Origin of the sequence: Bacillus sp. FSL W8-1141 (genome assembly GCF_038593205.1) — a bacterium.
Lineage (GTDB): Bacteria > Bacillota > Bacilli > Bacillales > Bacillaceae > Bacillus > Bacillus altitudinis.
On sequence record NZ_CP151973.1, the window covers coordinates 2,598,805 to 2,617,954 of the forward strand.

Sequence of the window (19,150 nt, forward strand, 5' to 3'; positions counted from 1 at the left end):
TTTACATTTCATCTAATTTTGGATCTAACGCATCCCGTAATGCGTCACCTAAAAAGTTAAATGATAAGACAAGCATGATAATGGCGAGCCCTGGAAAAATTGCTAGATAGGCATGAGATTCTAGATAGGTACTCCCCGCTTTTAATATATTTCCCCATTCCGGAATATGAGGTTCAACGCCAAGGCCCAAGTAACTCAAACTACTTGTCGCAATCACTGCCGACCCAATTGTCAAAGTGGCTTTCACAATCATCGGCGCGAGTGCATTAGGGACAATTTCTTTAAAAATAATAGACCAATCACTAGCACCTAATGCACGGGCTGAGTGAACATATTCGAGATTAGAAATCATCATGACATTGGCACGCATTGTTCTGGCATAGGTCGGAATCGCTCCTACACTAAGAGCAATGATCAAGTTCACAATATTGGCTCCAAATGCTGCAATGATCGCGATCGCCAGCAATATGCCAGGGATGGCATAAAGAACATCCAGCAGCCGCATAATGACATGATCTATTTTTGGCGTGTAGTATCCTGCAATCGCCCCCAAAAAACCTCCAATGACAGCTGGAATAAGGGTTGAAATGCAGCCAACGAGTAAGGAAATTCTTGCCCCAAAGACAATTTGCGAAAATACATCACGGCCAAATTGATCAGTTCCAAGTGGATAAGCAAGACTTGGTGTTTGCAAAATAGCACCATATTGATTTTCAACCGCCAAGTCATAATCGAAGGTAAACACACTCCACATTGACAGAGAAAAAACAAAAACAATGAACAACAGTCCTAGCATCGCTGCTTGGTTTCTCGTTATTTTCTCCCAGATGGAACGCCATTTTTCAAAACGATATTTTTTGATATGTCCTGTTTTCACCGCAAGCTGTATCGCAAGAAGAAGAGCAAATACGTTGCCCATCACAGATGAAAACACAAGGGCAATAGCAAAATATGTTCCTGCTACCGGTGATACCTTTCTATCCTCCTGCTTGATGACAAACACAAATACTGCCGTATAAAAGAGACCGATGACAAGCAGAATCAGCATAGCAAGTGGAAAGGAATCCGTTACATAGGGTTTGAATAAATTAAGAGCGGACAAAGCCATGATCACGATATGATTGATCAGCATGTAAAAAGCAAATATATATGCCAGAGATTTTCTTTCTTTTATGAGACTAAAGGCAAAAACGGTGATGATGAGATGACCGGCCAAAAGACTCAACAGCTGCACATAACCTAGACGCCTCGTGAAGGTTTGAATTACACCTGTCTTTTCTAGATCATTCTTCATTTTCCATGTAATACTGACTTGAATAAGCGAAAAGAAAAGGTAAATAAAAGATACACTGAACATCAGTGGCTTCACGGTTTGATTCGCAATATCAACGCTATTTATAAAGAAAAGAATGGTCATGACAATTGATGCAACAGATGTGAATTTTGCGCCAATATACTCGATAGACCTCTTTTTCACGTGATGCTGCTCATGAGAATGAATCGACTTCATCGTTGCTGACATTCCTACACCTACTTCAATATTGTTTCATCTTTGATCTAATACGAGGATCAAAAAATGCATATAAAATATCAATGATGACATTCACGACGGAGATGGTAATCGCCACATATACAACCCCTCCCAAAATACTCGGAATATCAGGAATAAACTGCTTATCAACAATATAGCTTCCAATCCCACTAATGTTGAATACCTTTTCTGTAACAGCCGCTCCTCCAAGCATGCCGCCGAAAAGCAGTCCAATGACGGTAATAATCGGAATCATGGCATTGCCAATTCCATGTCGCCATAGAATATACTGCTGACTTAGCCCCTTTGCTTTTGCTGTAATCATGTAATCTTCATGAATAACTTCGAGCATAGATGACCTGGTCATCCGAGCAATCGAGGCAGTTAACCCCGTACCAAGGACAATGACTGGCATGAGTAACGATAACCAATTTTCTGGGGAATACGTGGCGGGAAGCCATTTCCATTTAATCGAAAAGTTCAAAATGAAAATGAGTCCTTGCCAAAAATTTGGAATAGACAACCCAAGTAATGCGATAAACATGAACGAATAATCAAAAAATGAATACGGTCTTGTTGCAGAAATAACCCCTATTGGAATGGCAATCACAATCGCCATGACGAGTGACCAAACAGCTAATGTGAGCGTGATAGGAAATTTACTCGCTATGCTTGTTGCCACTTCTTCATTTCCGGTAAACGATTTTCCTAGATCAAATGTGAAAAGTCCTTTTAAAGCATTCCAAAGCTGTTGGATATATGGTTGATCTAGACCATATAGGTGATTAAAAGCTGCGATTTGCTCCTTTGTTGCGGATTCTCCAAGAATATTTACTGCTGGATCAAATGGAGAGAAATAGAGAATGGTAAAGACAAGAATGACTACACCGATAATCACCAATACACTCATAAGCAGCCGTTCAACAACATATTTCAAGAATGCATGCCGGTATAAAAAAAGCAGAATGTACATTGGTAAGCCTGGAATCAATGTCACCATAAGAAAAAGCCGGTTAGATAATAGTGAAGCAAAAACCGTGTGAAACGTGACTTTCGACTGACCTTGTTTTTTCAGCTCTTCCTCAACCTTCAATTTCACTGTTTTTTGAAAGGCTTCTTCTGTCCACTGGTGAGTGAGGCTGTCGATCTCATGTGGATCTATTTTTTCATGGAAGAATTCTTTTTTCCTCAACACTTGCTGCTGAATATCCGCTCTCATTTTCTCTTTAACACCGGAAACATCTAAACGAGCCTTCACTTCTTCTAATACATGAATATATGTATCTTGTTTACTCTTATGTAAATAATAAAAAAACACAAACAAATGCACGGGTAAACCAACAATCCACAGCACTAATTGATATGCGCGGCGCGATTGAATGTCTTGAAATATTCGACTAACCCAGGATGGATGAGATACGCCGCCAATCTCATCATGTTTTACAGCTACCATTCTCGACAACCCATCGTTCCCCCTTTCACATGAATGTTCGTTCCAAAAAGTTAATTGCATTATTCCGATCTGTATAGTAAAGTTTATGCTAGCTTCATTTGAAAGTCAATATCCATATCATACAGGTGGTGGAAAAAATTGAAGGATTTAGCACCTCTTCTAACAGTGAAGGATTTACATATATCTTTTCACACACGAGATGGCGAATTAGAAGCTGTCCGTGGCATTAGCTTTGAAGTAAACAAAGGAGAAACACTTGGTATTGTCGGGGAATCAGGAAGCGGGAAAAGCGTAACAGCCCGGAGTATTTTACAACTCCTTCCATCACCTCCTTCTTTTTTAAAATCAGGAAGCATCACCTTTCAGGGGGAAGAACTCACAACAAAAACAGAAAAAGAAATGCAGGCTGTAAGAGGGCGGGATATTGGCATGATTTTTCAAGACCCTATGACGTCTCTCAATCCAACGATACGGATCGGCCCCCAAATCGCTGAAAGCTTGATCAAACGCAAGAAGCTTTCAAAAGAAGAAGCCAAACGACAGGCCATTGACCTGATGAAACTTGTAGGAATTCAGCATAGTAAGGAGCGCTATCAGCAATATCCGCATGAATTTTCTGGCGGTATGCGTCAACGGATCGTCATTGCCATCGCTTTAGCCTCTCAGCCAGCCTTGCTTATCGCAGATGAACCAACAACTGCACTCGATGTGACGATACAAGCCCAAATTTTACATGTGATGAAGGATATTCAAGAACGATTTGGGACATCGATTATTTTCATCACACACGACCTAGGCGTTGTTGCCGGAATGTGTGATCGAGTGGTTGTGATGAAAGAAGGAAAAATTGTCGAATCCAATACAACAGAAGAATTGTTTGAAAACCCTCAGCATGAATATACAAAACAGCTTCTCAATTCTTTGCCTCGTTTACATGAAAAGAAAAAAAACAAGAAAGATTTTGATGCCATACATATCAAACATCATCCGCCTTTACTGAAAGTTAAATCATTATCTCAGCACTTTCAAATCGGTAAAGGGCATGTGCTAAAAGCGGTTGATCAGATTGATTTTTTGATTAAACGCGGAGAGACACTGGGGCTTGTTGGCGAATCAGGTTCAGGGAAATCAACCACTGGTCGAGCGATCCTGCGCTTAAACGAACCAACAGATGGAGATATCTTATTTCAAGGCATTCCAGTCCACCGTCTGTCGAAAAAAGAAATGAAAACGATGCGGCGGCATATGCAGATGATTTTTCAAGACCCTTATTCATCTCTAAATCCTCGCTTTAAAGTGCTGGATATTATCGGACAGGCGCTTGATCTCCACAGGTTAAGCACAAACAACACCGAAAGAAGAAAAAGGGTGGAAGCACTGCTTGAGATGGTTGGCCTCAAGCCGTCACATGCCGATCGGTACCCTCATGAATTCTCCGGAGGACAGCGCCAGAGAATTGGAATCGCAAGGGCGCTTGCCGTCGAACCACAATTGATTGTATGTGATGAACCTCTGTCTGCACTTGATGTTTCTATCCAAGCGCAAATCGTACGCTTATTAGAGGATCTTCAGAAAAAGCTTGGGTTGACTTATTTATTCATTGCACACGATTTGTCGATGGTGAAACATATTAGTGACCGAGTGGCTGTGATGTATGCTGGTAAAATTGTTGAATTAGCCGAAAGTGAGGAGCTTTACAACAATCCGCAGCACCCCTACACAAAATCGTTACTTTCAGCTATCCCTATACCTGATCCTAAAGTGGAAGCAAAGAAGGAAAGGTTCGTTTCGGCAGAACAGATGGACGAAGATCCTTATCATTTACAGAATGCAGAGTTAGTAGAAATATCAAAAGATCACTGGGTTGCCATTCCAACAGCACAATAAAAAAGAGGTGTACCCGCTACAATGGGTACACCTCTTTTGTTGTTTAAGAATGAGCAGCGGCGCTCACCTTTGATAATTCAAACGCATCATGAAGGGCTTCTACCGCTTTCACCATATCTTCACGATCAACGACTGTTGAGACTTTGATCTCAGACGTACTGACCATTTTCACTTGAATGTCTTTTTGAGCTAACACAGCGAACATTTCAGCCGCAACGCCTGGGTTTGAAACCATACCAGAACCCACGATGGATACTTTGGCTAATTTGCTTTCTGTCTCAATCTGCTCATAACCAAGCGCACCTTTGTATTCTTCTAATACTTCAACTGTTTTAGACAAATCATCCGTTTTCACAGAGAAAGAGATGGAGGTCTGATTGGTGCTTGTGACAGACTGAATGATGATATCGACATTGATATTTTGCTTTGCAAGTGTCGTAAAAATAGTCGATAGCGTTGTTAAACCGCTTGAAAGGCCGCATACCGTCACGCGTGTCATCTGATCTTCAAATGCAATGCCTCTTACAACTAAATTTTGTTCCATGGATGATTCCTCCTCAATTAACGTACCCGATTCATTTTCAATACTAGAACGGACTTCTAGTGGGATTTGATAATTTTTCGCAAATTCGACCGCTCTCGGATGCAGCACACCTGCTCCTAAATTGGCTAACTCAAGCATTTCATCGTATGAAATTCCTGCAAGTTTTCGCGCAGACGGTACATAACGAGGATCTGTTGTAAACACACCTGGTACGTCCGTATAAATATCACATTTGTCCGCTTTGAGTGCCGCAGCTAGTGCCACTGCTGTCGTATCTGATCCACCACGCCCAAGTGTTGTAATATGTAGATCATCCGCAATTCCTTGGAAACCTGCTACAACGACGACTTTTCCCGTACTCAGTTCTTCTTGGATTCTTGCTTCATCGATGTCCACGATTCTTGCATTTCCGTGCACCTTCTCTGTTTTCACCCCAGCTTGCCAGCCTGTAAAGGAAATGGCATCATAACCTTTTGCTTGGAGCGCCATCGCTAATAATGAAATGGTCACCTGCTCACCAGTTGTCAGTAGCATATCCATTTCTCTTTTGCTTGGATCATCTGTGAGTTCTTTCGCTAGGTCTACTAGAACATCCGTTGATTTGCCCATCGCAGACACAACCACGACCACATCATTTCCTGCCTCGCGTTCAGCGATGACTCTCTCTGCGACATTGCGAATTTTTTCTGTCGATCCAACAGATGTTCCACCAAATTTTTGTACAATTAGTCCCATGTCTACCACCCTTTTTCAAAAGATCACGTGTGAGAGAAGAGGCTGCGGAGACTGCTCTGTTCACTGCAAATAAAAAAGCAATGAGAGAACAAATCTCCCATTGCTTTAAAATCATCATCAACGATGCAAACAATGAGATAGCCCTCCAAGAAATGAATTCTTGACAGCCCTACATTTCTTCAATGTACAGCCAGCGAATAAAATGAGTGGATTTTATTCACTTCGGCGACGCTCCCCTTTCAGCCCTCTTCCTAGATCCCCTCGATCTCTGAAGGCTTACTCTTGAAGTTCGCACCTCTATCTTCAACAAACAACACGTTCATTTATTAAATTAGTCACATCTTAACAGACTTTTGGAAAAAGTACAATCTATTTTTTTAATGCCTCCATTAAAAGTTCAGCCGTTTGTTTCGGAATACCAGCGTCCTGAAAATCCTGGATAGAGGCTTCTTTCATCTTTTTCACAGAGCCAAAATGTTTAAGTAACTGCTTTTTGCGCTTTTCCCCGATACCTGGGACATCGTCTAGAATAGACTGGAATGCATTCTTCCCGCGCAGCTGCCGGTGAAAACTAATCGCAAATCGGTGCACTTCATCTTGAATACGCTGCAATAAATAAAAGGCCTGACTATTCCGTTCGAGCGCAACAATTTCAAGCGTATCACCCATCATAAGATTCGATGTCCTGTGTTTTTCATCTTTCACTAGACCTGCCACAGGAACAGACAGATTTAATTCATTTTCGAGCACATCTATGGCTGCGTTGATTTGTCCTTTTCCTCCGTCGATTAAAATCAAGTCAGGAAGCGGCAGTTCATCCTTTAACACCCGGGTATACCGCCTTCTAATGACTTCACGCATGGAAGCATAATCATCGGGCCCCTCAACGGTTTTAATTTTGTATTTTCGGTACTCTTTTTTATACGGCTTCCCGTCTTGGAAGACAACCATAGCGGATACGGGGTCTGCTCCTTGGATATTGGAGTTATCAAACGCCTCAATCCGGTATGGCATATAAATATTGAGTGCATCGCCAAGCTGCTCCACTGCACCAATTGTCCGTTCTTCATCACGCTCTATAAGCGAGAACTTTTCTTTGAGAGCGATTTTGGCGTTTTGGTGGGCGAGTAAAAGCAAATCCTTCTTCTTTCCTTTTTTCGGCTGATGAACATTCGTTTCAAGCAATTGCTCAATCATCTCTTGATCGACGCTGTCCGGCACCAAAATTTCTTTCGGCAGAAAGTGGTTGTTTTTTTCATAAAACTGCCCCATAAACGTGAGAAATTCTTCCTCAGGGTCTTGATACATCGGAAATAGGCTGACATCACGTTCGATTAATTTCCCCTGTCTGATGAAGAAGACTTGGACACACATCCAGCCCTTATCATAAGCATAGGCAAACACATCACGATCAGATAAGTCACTCATCGTCATCTTTTGCTTTTCCATCGTTGAGTCAATATATGCGATTTGATCTCTCAGTTCTTTTGCCCGCTCAAACTCTAATTGTTCGGCCGCTTCTTGCATCTTCTCTGTTAATTCTTTCTTGATTTGCTGATGTCCTCCGTTTAGAAATCTTGTGATTTCGTCGACGAGCTGTTTATTCGTTTCTTCAGAAATGTCATACACACACGGAGCAAGACATTGTCCAAGATGATAATAAAGACAGACTCGGTCAGGGAGTGTCGCACATTTTCTAAGTGGATATAAACGGTCGAGCAGCTTTTTCGTTTCTCTTGCTGCTTGTACATTTGGATATGGACCGAAGTATTTCCCTTTATCCTTTTTCACATTGCGGGTGACAATCAGCTTAGGATGACGTTCATTCGTAATTTTAATAAAAGGATACGTTTTGTCATCCTTGAGCATGACATTGTATTTCGGGTCATATTTTTTGATTAAATTCAGCTCTAAAATAAGTGCCTCAATATTTGAAGAGGTGACAATGTATTCAAAGTCTTCGATTTCACTGACAAGCCGCTGCGTTTTGGCATCATGAGATCCTGTAAAATAAGAGCGGACCCTATTTTTTAATACCTTTGCCTTTCCCACATAAATGATCGTATTTTGTCTATCTTTCATTAAGTAACAGCCTGGTTGATCAGGTAAGACTGACAGCTTTTCTTTGATCAATTTGTTCATATTTTCATCCGTCCTTGTTTTCCTCTTTCACTCCTTCTAGTGTATCACGAACATTTGTTTTATACCACGATGAAAGAAAAGCGGCTCTCGACTATACGAGAACCGCTTTTGAGATCATGCCACGCGGGCATCGATCGGTTTATAGATGTTTGTTTACAAGCTCAGCTAATGCTTCTTTTGGTTTGAAACCAACAGACGTTTCGACGACTTCACCGTCTTTTAAAACAAGAAGTGTTGGGATACTCATAACGCCGTATTTACCAGCAGTTTCTTGGTTATCATCCACATCAATTTTTACAATTTTCATTTTATCGCCCATTTCTTGATCAAGTTCTTCAAGAACTGGAGCAATCATTTTACAAGGTCCGCACCAAGGTGCCCAAAAGTCTGCAAGAACAACACCTTCTGCAGTTTCTTGTGAAAATGTTGCGTCAGTAGCTTTTACGATTGCCATTATTCATTCCTCCAATGTAAATTATGCTTTTTAGTATAGCATCTACCAATGTGACTTGCGAATGAAATGCTTACGAATCATTTTTTATGAAATGAATTAAAAAACAAACCGTATGATCGCACCAATAACAACAATCGCACCGATGATCATCAGAATGGTTCTAAGCATATGACATGACTCCCTTTCCGCTTCATTTACAATGTATGATGCCCCAACATTCTTCTCATCAAACATTGAAATATGCGATCAAGCCAGATCGACGGTCAACATTACAACCGACATAGGCGGCAGATCAATAGTCAGCTCGCCGTGCTTAACAGCAAATTGCCGAAAGTCCGCAGGCTGAACGGAATGAGGATCATCGAACGTGTTGTGCGCATTCATCCGATCAGCAGTCAGCACACGGCCAGTGACCTTCGTTTTTGCATCGATTCCCTCTATCGCTAGAGATACGTCTGCTTTTTCATGGGGATTCACATGACATAAACTAATATGCATCTTGTCAGATGACCGCGAGGCTGACACACTGACTTGAGGGATTTTTTCACCCCGGCGTTCATATGAAGGGACATTCAATTCTACTTCAAGCGCTTCTTCTTCTTGATGCACTTGAAACATATGAAATACGTGATAGGTAGGTGTCAGGAGCATCTTTTCGTCCTGCGTTAACACCATCGCTTGCAGCACATTGACGGTCTGGGCAATATTCGCCATATGAATCCGCTGGCAATGGCGATGAAAAATATGAAAATGCAAGGCACAGACTAGAGCATCTCTTAATGTGTTTTGCTGATACAAAAACCCTGGATTTGTCCCCGGTTCTGGATCATACCATGTCCCCCATTCATCAATAATCATCCCGATTCGCTTGTCTGGGTCATAACGATCCATGATCTCTCCGTGATCTACAACAAGCCGCTCCATTTCAGACGCCTTTTTCAGCGTTGTAAACCACTCATCCTCATCAAAATCAGTCGCTGACCCTTTCTTCTCCCATGTTCCTGGGACCGTATAGTAATGCAAACTGAGCCCATCCATCCATGGCGCTGCAAGCTCCATTAACACTTTTGTCCAATTCACATCATTTGAATTCGCACCACATGCGATTTTGTAAATGCGCTGACCAGCAAACTCTCTCACATACGTTTGGTAGCGTTTATATAAGTCTGCATAATACTCTGGCGTCATATTTCCACCACATCCCCAGCTTTCATTGCCTACACCAACATACGTCAGCTCCCACGGTTCTTGTTTTCCATTTTGAATCCGCCAATCCGACATAGGTGTCCCTTTAGGAAATGTGATATATTCAATCCATTCTGCTAATTCTTGAACAGAGCCGCTTCCAACGTTTCCACAAATATAAGGCTCACATTCAAGTAATTCACACAGTCTCATAAATTCATGTGTACCAAACGCATTTGATTCAACGGTGCCACCCCAATGAGTATTCACCATCGGCTTTCGTTCACTCAGATCACCGACGCCGTTTGCCCAATGATACTCGTCTGCAAAACAGCCGCCCGGCCACCTCAGCACCGGGATATGTAAGGCTTGAAGTGCCTTTAGTACATCGGTACGAATCCCCTCAATATGGTCAATCGATGATTCTTTCCCTACCCAAATGCCGTCATAAATTCCTCTTCCTAAATGCTCTTGAAAGTGTCCATAGATGTGTTTAGAAATGCGTCCAATCACTTCATTCACTTTTACTGTCCCATTCACTTGTAAACCGCTCCTTTGTTTCGTGATGACATACAAAAAAACCCAGAATACCTAGGCATTCTGAGTGTATGAGCGTTAAGAATGGATATTCATCTTTTTTAACTCTTCATTTAAAAGCGGAACGACTTCGAATAAGTCACCGACAATTCCGTAATCGGCAATTTTGAAGATTTCAGCTTCTGGGTCTTTGTTGATCGCAACAATGACTTTACTGTTGGACATACCGGCTAAATGCTGAATAGCTCCTGAAATCCCGCAGGCAATGTAAAGGTCAGGTGTGACCACTTTACCGGTTTGACCAATTTGCAGGGCATAATCGCAGTAGTCAGCGTCACATGCACCACGCGAGGCACCGACTGCTGCGCCAAGCGTTTGGGCAAGTTCTTTCAGCGGTTCAAAGCCTTCTTTGCTCTTGACCCCCCTGCCTCCTGCGACAATGACCTTCGCTTCAGATAAATCTACACCTTCTGATGTTTTTTTAATGACTTCCTTCACGATCGTTCTTAGATTTTGAATATCGACAGAAACTGGCGTCACTTCTCCGCTGCGTGACGCATCACGCTCCAGCGGTGCCACGTTGTTTGGACGGATAGTAGCCAAAAGCAGACGATCTGTTGAAATGACTTTTTCAAAAGCTTTTCCTGAATAAATCGGTCTAGTGAAAACAAGATGTTCACCGGTAACGCTTACATCTATTGCATCTGAAATTAAGCCTGTTTGCAGGCGTGCAGCTATTTTTGGTGACAAGTCTTTTCCGATCGATGTATGACCGAACAGCACTGCATCAGGATTGACTTGATCTAATATTGCTTGAAGCGCCTGCGCAAAACCATCAGACGTATAATAAGAAAGATGCGGGTGCTCAACGATCATCACATGATCCGCTCCATAATAAAGCAGTTCATCCGCTTGGTCTTTGACGTGATCCCCTATTAAAACGCCAATCACTTCACCGCCATCAGCCACCTCGTGAGCGGCAGCAATCGCTTCAAAAGTCACATTTCTTAATTTACCGTCACGACTTTCTCCAAGTACAACAACTTTTTTACTCATCCTTTAAGCTCCCCCTTGTTCTCGTGATATCGTAAAGTGGATGTTTAGATGACTTTTGCTTCATTTCTTAGCAGGTCTGTCAGTTCCTTGACCTGATCCTGAAGCTCGCCGCTCAGCACCTTGCCACCCTCTTTTTTCTCCGGTAAAAAACGTTCAATGGTTTTGATTTTATATGGCACATCGTCTTCATCTAGATCTAGATCTAGATCGTCTAATTCTAATTCTTCTAAAGGCTTTTTCTTTGCCTTCATGATGCCTGGTAACGATGGATAACGAGGCTCATTGAGACCTTGCTGCGCGGTGACCACTAGCGGGAGCTCGGCAGAAATCACTTCCACATCCCCCTCTGCATCTCGCTCAATTGAAGCAGTGTCGCCGTCGATTTGAATACTTGTAATGGTTGTGACATATGGAAAGCCGAGTAATTCAGCAAGACGCGGGGCCACCTGTCCAGACCCGCCGTCAATCGCTACATTCCCTGCTAAAATTAAGGAAGCTTCTTTATCTTTGAAATAGTGATATAGAATCGTAGAAGCGGAAAACTGATCCCACTCCTCCAAATCATCTTCAACATTTAATAAAACGGCTTGATCGCAGCCCATTGCAAGTGCTGTTCTAAGCTGCTTCTCCGCATCTTCATTGCCAACTGTCACGACCGTTACTTCTCCCCCGTGCTCATCCCGAAGCTGAATCGCTTCTTCAATTGCGTACTCATCATAAGGATTAATAATGAACTCTGCCCCATCTTCTTGAATAGCACCAGACTGAATAGAGATTTTCTCTTCCGTGTCAAACGTACGCTTCATTAAAACAAAAATATTCATTCATTTCTCCCCCTTGTGTCGTACTAATCCCTTATTCCCCTTTAAAATTCGGTTTGCGCTTTTCGATAAAAGCTTGGATGCCTTCTTTGGCATCATTCGACTGGAACACCTCAGCAAACTTTTTGGCTTCCAGCTTCATTCCGCCATCATATGAGTACACTTTTGTCGCATTCAATAACTCAAGCACATACTCAAGCGTTTTAGGGCTTTTCGCTGCAAATTTCGCAGCCAATGTTTTGGCTGATTCCAGCGCTTCTTCTTCTGTTTCCGCAAGTTTTGAAACAAGTCCGCAAGCAAATGCTTCTTCTCCTGTAATCGGCTCAGCTGTCCCCATCATTTCAAGTGCTTTAGCTGATCCAACATAGCGAGGCAGGCGCTGCGTTCCGCCGAATCCTGGGATAATACCGAGATTTAATTCCGGCAGTCCCAGCTTTGCATCTTTTGTTGCGATTCGAATATCACACGACATCGCCAACTCAAGCCCGCCGCCTAATGCTGCCCCGTGAATGGAAGCAATCACCGGCTTTGGACATTGTTCAATTCGTTCAAACACTTGCTGTCCTCTGTCTGCAAGGCTGGCATAATCAGACTCTTCCTGCAAGGTCGTAAATTCTTTAATATCAGCACCTGCTGAGAAAAATCTACCTTCTCCATGAATGACAATAGCTCTCACTTCACTGTTTTGTTCAAGCTGATCAAACATGTCATTGAGTTCAGTGAGAAGCTGAGAAGATAAGGCATTTGCAGGTGGGTGTTGAATCGTGATGAGTGCTGTCTGTTCGTCTTGGTGTAAGCTAAGTATTTTTTCCATGTCAATCATCCTTTTTCAATTGTCTTTAAGATTGATGTATTCCGTTTAAGAGAAGATCATGTACACTTTCTGCGAGTGCAGGCAGGTCATACTTTTGATCATTCATGACCCATGTTGTAGCGGTTTCGTCAATCGTCCCAAATACCATTTGTCTCGCTAAGCGGACATCTAGATTTTGTCTAAATTCTCCTGTCTTCTTTCCTTCGGCTAAAATGGAGTCTAGCATATTTAAATACCCTTTCAGCACCTCATTGATTTTTTGGCGCAGTTCAAGGTTTGACTGCCTGAGTTCAAGCTGTGTCACAAGGGCCAAATGATGGTCTTGAGATAGCAAGCGAAAGTGTTCTCGAATGAGGAGAAGAAGCTTTTCTTTGGCAGACGGTTTCTTTTGAATATCTGTTTCCATCCGTTCGATGAATTGTCCCATTTTTTCTTTGAACAACGAGATCAAAATGTCCTCTTTGTTTTTGAAATAGAGATAAATGGTTCCGTCTGCTACCCCTGCTTGTTTGGCAATCTTTGAAACTTGTGATTGATGGTAGCCGTTCTCTGCAATCACCACAACGGCTGCATCAATAATTTGCATGTACTTCGGTCTTTTCTGCTTCAATGTGCTTCGTCCCTTTCTAAATTGAATGAGCATTCATTCATAACTTTATGTTAAAAAGAAACGAGTGATTTGTCAAGTGATGTTCTTCTTTCTTTTCAACCTTTAGCATACCAGAGCAGACACGTACAATTCAAATCATCCGGCCGCTTGACCGGATGATGCTGGTTCATTCTCTCATCGATCGACTGGTTCTTCTGTTGAAGATGATTGCTTTCTTTTTTCTTCTTCAATTAACACTCTGCGCAAGATTTTCCCTACAGCCGTTTTAGGCAGTGATTCCTTAAATTCGTAGACACGCGGCACTTTAAATGAGGCAATTCTTGTTCTAACAAAACGATCCAGTTCATCCTCTGTTACATAGGCATCCTTTTTCGGGACAACAAAGGCTTTTACTGTTTCCCCTCTATACGGATCTGGAATACCCGCCACAACCACTTCTTGTACAAGCTCATGCTCATAAAGGGCTTCTTCAACCTCTCTTGGGTAAATATTATAGCCGCTCGCGATGATGACATCCTTTTTCCGGTCTACGATATAGAAAAAACCATCCTCATCCATATACCCAATGTCTCCTGTGAAAAACCAGCCGTCTCTTAACACTGCCGCTGTCTCCTCCGGCTGATTCCAGTATCCTTTCATGATTTGAGGACCTTTGACGATAATCTCTCCGTGCTCATATGGCGCTTTGAGTCCACCCGTTTCTTCACAATAAATACCGGCATCTGTATTCGGCCAAGGGCACCCGATACTTCCTATTTTGTTCGCTCCCCATAAGAAATTGGCATGAGTGACAGGAGAAGTTTCTGAAAGTCCATACCCTTCCACCAGCCTTCCTCCTGTTAGTTTTTCAAAACTCTGTTTGACTTCAACAGGAAGAGCGGCCGATCCGCTTAAGCATGCGGTGATGGATGATAGGTCATACTTTTCAATATTCGGATGATGAAGCAGGGCAATATACATCGTTGGTGCTCCTGGGAACAGCGTCGGTTTCTGTTTTTCAATGGTCTTCAAGGCATCCGCTGCATCAAAACGCGGAAGAAGAATCATTTGATGGCCTTCTTTGACTGCAAGGTTTAGCACGGTCGTCATGCCGTATACATGAAAGAACGGAATGATCCCAAGAATCCGTTCTTTTCCGCGGTTCGTTTTATACATCCAGGATGCACACATTTCTGTATTGGCTACTATATTTTCGTGTGTGAGCATGACCCCTTTTGGTAAACCGGTCGTTCCGCCTGTATATTGCAAAACTGCGACATCCTCTTTCGGTTGAAAGGATATTTGCGGAATCCGTTCTCCTGACGATTCTTTCATGATCTGTGAGAAATGATGAATGGTCTCACTCTTCTCCACTTGGATGACCATGTTGTTTTTCCTTCGCTGGACAATCGGAAACAATATGTTTTTCGGAAATGGCAAGTAATCTTGTAATTTTGTGATGATCAAATGTTCCATACTTGTCAGCGCTTTCATTTTATAGGCCTTTGGATACAGTAGATCGAGAGTGATCAGCACCTTAGAGCCGCTGTCCTCCATTTGATATTCCAGTTCTTTCTCCGTATAAAGCGGATTGGTTTGAACGACAATGCCGCCTGCTATTAAAACCGCATAATAAGAAATCACCGATTGCGGGCAGTTTGGCAGCATAATCGCTACTCTGTCGCCTTTTTTGACACCGATGTCAATCAAATGACTGGCTAATTTCAGTGCATCTTCTTGTAACTGCTGGTAGGTGATGTTTTTTCCTAAAAAATGAATGGCTGTATGCTCAGGTGCTGCCTCTGCGGAGCTGAATAAGTAAGATTGCAACGTTTCATTTGGGATGGTGAGTTCGTGGGGAATTTGATTCGGGTAATGCAGAAGCCAACGTTTATCTGACTGCATAAAAACCCTCCTTCCTGAACTTTCGTACTATTTTATTATAGCAAACTTTTCCTTATGGCTGTTTGCTTTTTTCAAATCGAGCTCGTTCCATGACACATCTTCATTTTTTCGCCGGTGTTTCTATAGAGGCTCTTTTCCCTTCATGATGCCACTTTTCGTATAATCCACCGATCGCACGAAATGACTCATGGACTCTCTCCACAATCTGTTTATGGATACTAGGGTCATTAGGTAAATGTGTGTGGATGTTGTCCACTTGATATTGTCTCATCATGTCTAGATACACAGTTAGAAAGATGGTGTCTTCTAAAATCCAATAAACGACTTCATCCGCCTCTTTTGTTCTTTTATGAAGCACTTTAATCCCTCGTTCATATTGAATAAGAATATAGCCGGCTGGATCAATTTCAATATAGGGGCTCAAATCATCAAAAAAACCAGTCGTTTGAAAAGGACGTGCAATATACGGTTCATATATGTCTTGGGGAAGAGATGTCTTTTTGAGACAACTGTCAATGCGCTTTATGAGTTCGTCTTTTTGCAAGATTTGATTCATTCTGATTCGCCGCCTTTGATGAGTGAAAAGCTGTCAAGGTTTTCCCTGACAGCTTTCTAGAATGTATTCTTCATTTTACAGGAACATGTAAACGGCACCAATAACCGCAAAAGTGCAGGCAACTACAATTAATATTTTGGCTAGTTTTTCCATGTCGTCTCCTTAAATGCCGGCTGCTACTACATAAGACAGCCCAACAGAAATAATGAGTGAAATAAACCCGACCGCTCTATTATCATTCTCAATCTCTTTGTCTACTTTAAATCGTGGTGTTAAAAATTCAAAAATGAAATAGCTGACGAGCAGCATCACAAAGCCGTATACGCCCCATCCGACCATTTGAAGAAGCGAGTTGTGCTGGGCGATGGAATGCTGAAAGACATTGGCAATCCCAAAAATCTTCCCGCCGGTTGCCATAGCAACAGCTAAGTTCCCCCGCTGAATCTCTTCCCAGTTTTTATAGGAGGTCACGAGTTCAAATATGGTAAGAAATAAGACAAGACATAGGACGGCCACGCTGTAATAGGCGGCAATTTCCACAAGTTCATTTTCCCAAAAGGCTTTCATGCGTTTTCTCCTTTTTACTTTAATTCGACGATGGTGACGCCTGATCCTCCCTCGCCTTGTTCTCCAAAACGAGCATTTTTTACACTACGGTGCTGTTTTAATAATTCCTGGACCCCTTTTCTCAAGGCGCCAGTGCCTTTACCGTGAATGATCGACACACGCGGATAGCCAGCTAAGACGGCATCATCTAAGTATTTCTCGACTCTGCTTAAGGCATTCTCATAACGCTCTCCTCTTAAATCAAGCTCAAGTGATACATGATAGTCTTTTCCTTTGACCGCCGTGATGGCTTTCTCTTGTTTAAATTCCGGTGCTGATTTGATAAATTCCATATCTTTTTCTTTTACTTTCATTTTTAGAATGCCCATTTGGACACTCCATTCTTTGTTACCCGTTTGTTCGATGAGCGTTCCTTTTTGGCCAAACGTCAGCACTTTGACTTCATCGCCTGGCTTTAGCTGTCTTGCTGCTTTTTTCACCGGCTCTGGTTTTTTCTTACGGTCAAACTCAGGGACAGTTTCTTCAAGACGCTTTCTCGCATCAATGAGTTCATGTTCTTTGAATGAACGATGCTCACTTTTAATGGACCGAAGCTCTTGAATAATCTCTTCTGCTTCTTTTGTTGCTTGTTCAATTTTTTCTGCCGCTTTTTGTTCGGCTTCTTCAAGCAGTTTGTCCTTTTGTTCATTCCATTCAAGGATTTGTTTTTGCAGTTCTTTATGGAGCTTCTCTGCTTCTTTTCTATAGAATTCCGTCTCATGCAGTTCTTCTTCTGCTTGTTTTTTGCTGTCTTCTAATGAAGCAATCATCTGATCGACTTCATTATGTTCTGCGTGCATATCTGCTTTTGCACGGTCAATTAAATGATGAGGCAGTCCTAGACGCTTGGAAATTTCAAATGCATTACTTCGTCCCGGCACCCCGATGAGCAAGCGATATGTAGGGGATAAGGTTTCAATATCAAACTCTACACTCGCATTTGTGACGCCTTCTCGGTTATATCCGTATGCCTTCAGCTCAGGATAGTGAGTCGTTGCGATGACGCGCGCATTTGTTTGATGAACTTCATCTAAGATGCTCATCGCAAGTGCTGCACCTTCAGCAGGATCTGTCCCCGCACCTAATTCATCAAATAACACGAGTGAATTAGACGTCAAATGCTTTAAGATATCCACAATATTGACCATATGAGATGAGAATGTACTCAAGCTCTGTTCAATAGACTGCTCGTCTCCAATATCAGCAAAGACTTGATCGAATACAGCCACTTCTGATCCTTCTTCGACTGGAATATGAAGACCTGCCTGCGTCATCAGCGTAAGAAGTCCGAGTGTTTTTAAAGTGACGGTCTTACCGCCTGTATTTGGACCTGTGATGACGATCGTAGAAAAATCTTTGCCCAGCTCAATATCATTTGCCACAACCTGATCTCGGGGCAATAGGGGATGTCTTGCCCGTTTTAAATAAATCTCCCCTTGGTTATTCACAGTAGGTTTTGTGGCTTTTTCTGCTTTTGCATATTTGGCTTTGGCGAAAATAAAATCTAATGTCTGAAGTTCATTCACATTATGAAGCAATTCATCAATGTGCTCTGACACACTCGCTGTCAGCATTTGCAAAATCTTTTCAATCTCTTGCTTTTCTTTTAGGCGAGTTTGCTGCAAGGTGTTATTTAAATCTACGACCACTTGCGGCTCAGTAAAAAGAGTTGCGCCTGAAGAAGATTGATCGTGAACAATCCCTCCATAATTCGAGCGGTACTCTTGTTTTACGGGAATGACAAACCGATCATTACGAATCGTCACAATGGTGTCTGACAGCATTTTCGAGGCAGATTGTGAACGAATCATTGATTCTAATTTATCTCGTACTTTTGATTCTAGTGATCGTAACTGCGTTCGTATGGTGCGGAGGGCTGGCGTTGCGTGATCAAGCACTTCTCCATTATCACCAATACAGCTTTCTATTTCTTTTCTCACGTCTGGCAGTAAAATCAGCGATTCTGCATATGTATGAAGACGGGGTATCTCTACTCCGTCCTCATACATAGAGGCGAGAAAGTGCTTCATGTTTTTTGTGGTATATAACAGCGCCGCAATTTCCATCAGCTCAGAAGGGCTTAATATACTGCCTATTTCTGCTCGTTTGACGCCTCGTCTAATATCCGTTAACCCGCCAAACGGCGCAGATCCTTTTAAACGAATCACATCTTGTGCTTCTGCTACCTCTTCTAGCAGATGCTGAATGCTCTCGATATCTGTGAGTGGTATTAAGTCCTGCGCTTTTTCTTTCCCTAAAGTCGAAGCAGTATAGGACATGACTTTTTCTTTTACTTTATGAAATTCTAATGATGCTAACACTTTTTGTTGCAGCA

At 42.3% G+C, this 19,150-nt stretch carries 15 protein-coding genes and 1 riboswitch; of the genes, 1 reads left to right on the forward strand and 14 read right to left on the reverse strand.

The genetic code is table 11. The features are described 5' to 3' along the window. Position 1: 1 nt before the first annotated feature. Together NSQ52_RS13360 and NSQ52_RS13365 are read right to left on the reverse strand one after the other, a co-directional pair. Positions 2-1,522 carry an ABC transporter permease gene (locus NSQ52_RS13360; RefSeq protein WP_342473449.1) on the reverse strand — a complete coding sequence of 507 codons (1,521 nt, stop codon included), beginning with the start codon at positions 1,520-1,522 and terminating at the stop codon, positions 2-4. A gap of 13 nt (positions 1,523-1,535) precedes the next feature. After that, positions 1,536-2,993 (reverse strand): ABC transporter permease, encoded by a 1,458-nt coding sequence (locus NSQ52_RS13365; protein ID WP_186365918.1) that lies wholly within the window; start codon positions 2,991-2,993, stop codon positions 1,536-1,538. Between the two features lie 129 nt (positions 2,994-3,122). Between NSQ52_RS13365 and NSQ52_RS13370 the strand changes: the two genes are divergently transcribed. Further along, complete coding sequence (locus NSQ52_RS13370; protein ID WP_058336559.1) at positions 3,123-4,871, forward strand: ABC transporter ATP-binding protein; 1,749 nt, start codon at positions 3,123-3,125, stop codon at positions 4,869-4,871. 43 nt (positions 4,872-4,914) lie between these two features. Here the strand turns inward: NSQ52_RS13370 and NSQ52_RS13375 are convergent, their stop codons facing one another. From NSQ52_RS13375 to NSQ52_RS13430, 12 genes are all read right to left on the reverse strand, one after another. Further along, positions 4,915-6,150 carry an aspartate kinase gene (locus NSQ52_RS13375; RefSeq protein WP_342467521.1) on the reverse strand — a complete coding sequence of 412 codons (1,236 nt, stop codon included), beginning with the start codon at positions 6,148-6,150 and terminating at the stop codon, positions 4,915-4,917. A 130-nt stretch (positions 6,151-6,280) separates the two neighbouring features. Beyond that, a riboswitch (Lysine riboswitch) is annotated at positions 6,281-6,458 on the reverse strand. 61 nt (positions 6,459-6,519) lie between these two features. Further along, on the reverse strand, positions 6,520-8,292 hold the full coding sequence (gene uvrC, locus NSQ52_RS13380; RefSeq protein ID WP_041506756.1) for an excinuclease ABC subunit UvrC: 1,773 nt from the start codon (positions 8,290-8,292) through the stop codon (positions 6,520-6,522). 139 nt (positions 8,293-8,431) lie between these two features. Beyond that, a complete protein-coding gene (gene trxA / locus NSQ52_RS13385; RefSeq protein ID WP_007501629.1) occupies positions 8,432-8,746 on the reverse strand; it encodes a thioredoxin in 315 nt (104 codons plus the stop codon). 246 nt (positions 8,747-8,992) lie between these two features. Then, positions 8,993-10,471 (reverse strand): alpha-N-arabinofuranosidase, encoded by a 1,479-nt coding sequence (locus NSQ52_RS13390; RefSeq protein WP_342473450.1) that lies wholly within the window; start codon positions 10,469-10,471, stop codon positions 8,993-8,995. A gap of 75 nt (positions 10,472-10,546) precedes the next feature. Next, on the reverse strand, positions 10,547-11,524 hold the full coding sequence (locus NSQ52_RS13395; protein ID WP_017358243.1) for an electron transfer flavoprotein subunit alpha/FixB family protein: 978 nt from the start codon (positions 11,522-11,524) through the stop codon (positions 10,547-10,549). A 44-nt stretch (positions 11,525-11,568) separates the two neighbouring features. Next, positions 11,569-12,348, reverse strand: coding sequence for an electron transfer flavoprotein subunit beta/FixA family protein (locus NSQ52_RS13400; protein ID WP_342473452.1), 780 nt, complete (start codon positions 12,346-12,348; stop codon positions 11,569-11,571). A gap of 31 nt (positions 12,349-12,379) precedes the next feature. Then, a complete protein-coding gene (locus NSQ52_RS13405; protein WP_039964089.1) occupies positions 12,380-13,159 on the reverse strand; it encodes an enoyl-CoA hydratase in 780 nt (259 codons plus the stop codon). 25 nt (positions 13,160-13,184) lie between these two features. After that, complete coding sequence (locus NSQ52_RS13410) at positions 13,185-13,769, reverse strand: TetR/AcrR family transcriptional regulator (RefSeq protein WP_024718637.1); 585 nt, start codon at positions 13,767-13,769, stop codon at positions 13,185-13,187. A gap of 174 nt (positions 13,770-13,943) precedes the next feature. Further along, positions 13,944-15,653: an AMP-binding protein gene (locus NSQ52_RS13415; RefSeq protein ID WP_073413715.1), complete on the reverse strand. Its 1,710-nt coding sequence runs from the start codon at positions 15,651-15,653 to the stop codon at positions 13,944-13,946. Positions 15,654-15,753: 100 nt separating this feature from the next. After that, the gene (locus NSQ52_RS13420; RefSeq protein WP_007501636.1) at positions 15,754-16,209 is read right to left on the reverse strand and encodes an Imm63 family immunity protein; all 456 of its coding nucleotides are present in this window, start codon (positions 16,207-16,209) and stop codon (positions 15,754-15,756) included. 162 nt (positions 16,210-16,371) lie between these two features. After that, the gene (locus NSQ52_RS13425; RefSeq protein WP_007501637.1) at positions 16,372-16,776 is read right to left on the reverse strand and encodes a DUF350 domain-containing protein; all 405 of its coding nucleotides are present in this window, start codon (positions 16,774-16,776) and stop codon (positions 16,372-16,374) included. A 14-nt stretch (positions 16,777-16,790) separates the two neighbouring features. Further along, positions 16,791-19,148, reverse strand: a complete 2,358-nt coding sequence (locus NSQ52_RS13430; protein ID WP_342474117.1) for an endonuclease MutS2 — start codon at positions 19,146-19,148, stop codon at positions 16,791-16,793. Positions 19,149-19,150 lie beyond the last annotated feature (2 nt).

Coding starts and splice junctions, on each gene's coding strand:
- NSQ52_RS13360 (WP_342473449.1), bottom strand. CDS start 1,522: ATGTCAGCAACGATGAAGTCGATTCATTCTCATGAGCAGCATCACGTG.
- NSQ52_RS13375 (WP_342467521.1), bottom strand. CDS start 6,150: ATGGGACTAATTGTACAAAAATTTGGTGGAACATCTGTTGGATCGACA.
- uvrC (WP_041506756.1), bottom strand. CDS start 8,292: ATGAACAAATTGATCAAAGAAAAGCTGTCAGTCTTACCTGATCAACCA.
- trxA (WP_007501629.1), bottom strand. CDS start 8,746: ATGGCAATCGTAAAAGCTACTGACGCAACATTTTCACAAGAAACTGCA.
- NSQ52_RS13395 (WP_017358243.1), bottom strand. CDS start 11,524: ATGAGTAAAAAAGTTGTTGTACTTGGAGAAAGTCGTGACGGTAAATTA.
- NSQ52_RS13400 (WP_342473452.1), bottom strand. CDS start 12,348: ATGAATATTTTTGTTTTAATGAAGCGTACGTTTGACACGGAAGAGAAA.
- NSQ52_RS13405 (WP_039964089.1), bottom strand. CDS start 13,159: ATGGAAAAAATACTTAGCTTACACCAAGACGAACAGACAGCACTCATC.
- NSQ52_RS13415 (WP_073413715.1), bottom strand. CDS start 15,653: ATGCAGTCAGATAAACGTTGGCTTCTGCATTACCCGAATCAAATTCCC.
- NSQ52_RS13420 (WP_007501636.1), bottom strand. CDS start 16,209: ATGAATCAAATCTTGCAAAAAGACGAACTCATAAAGCGCATTGACAGT.
- NSQ52_RS13425 (WP_007501637.1), bottom strand. CDS start 16,776: ATGAAAGCCTTTTGGGAAAATGAACTTGTGGAAATTGCCGCCTATTAC.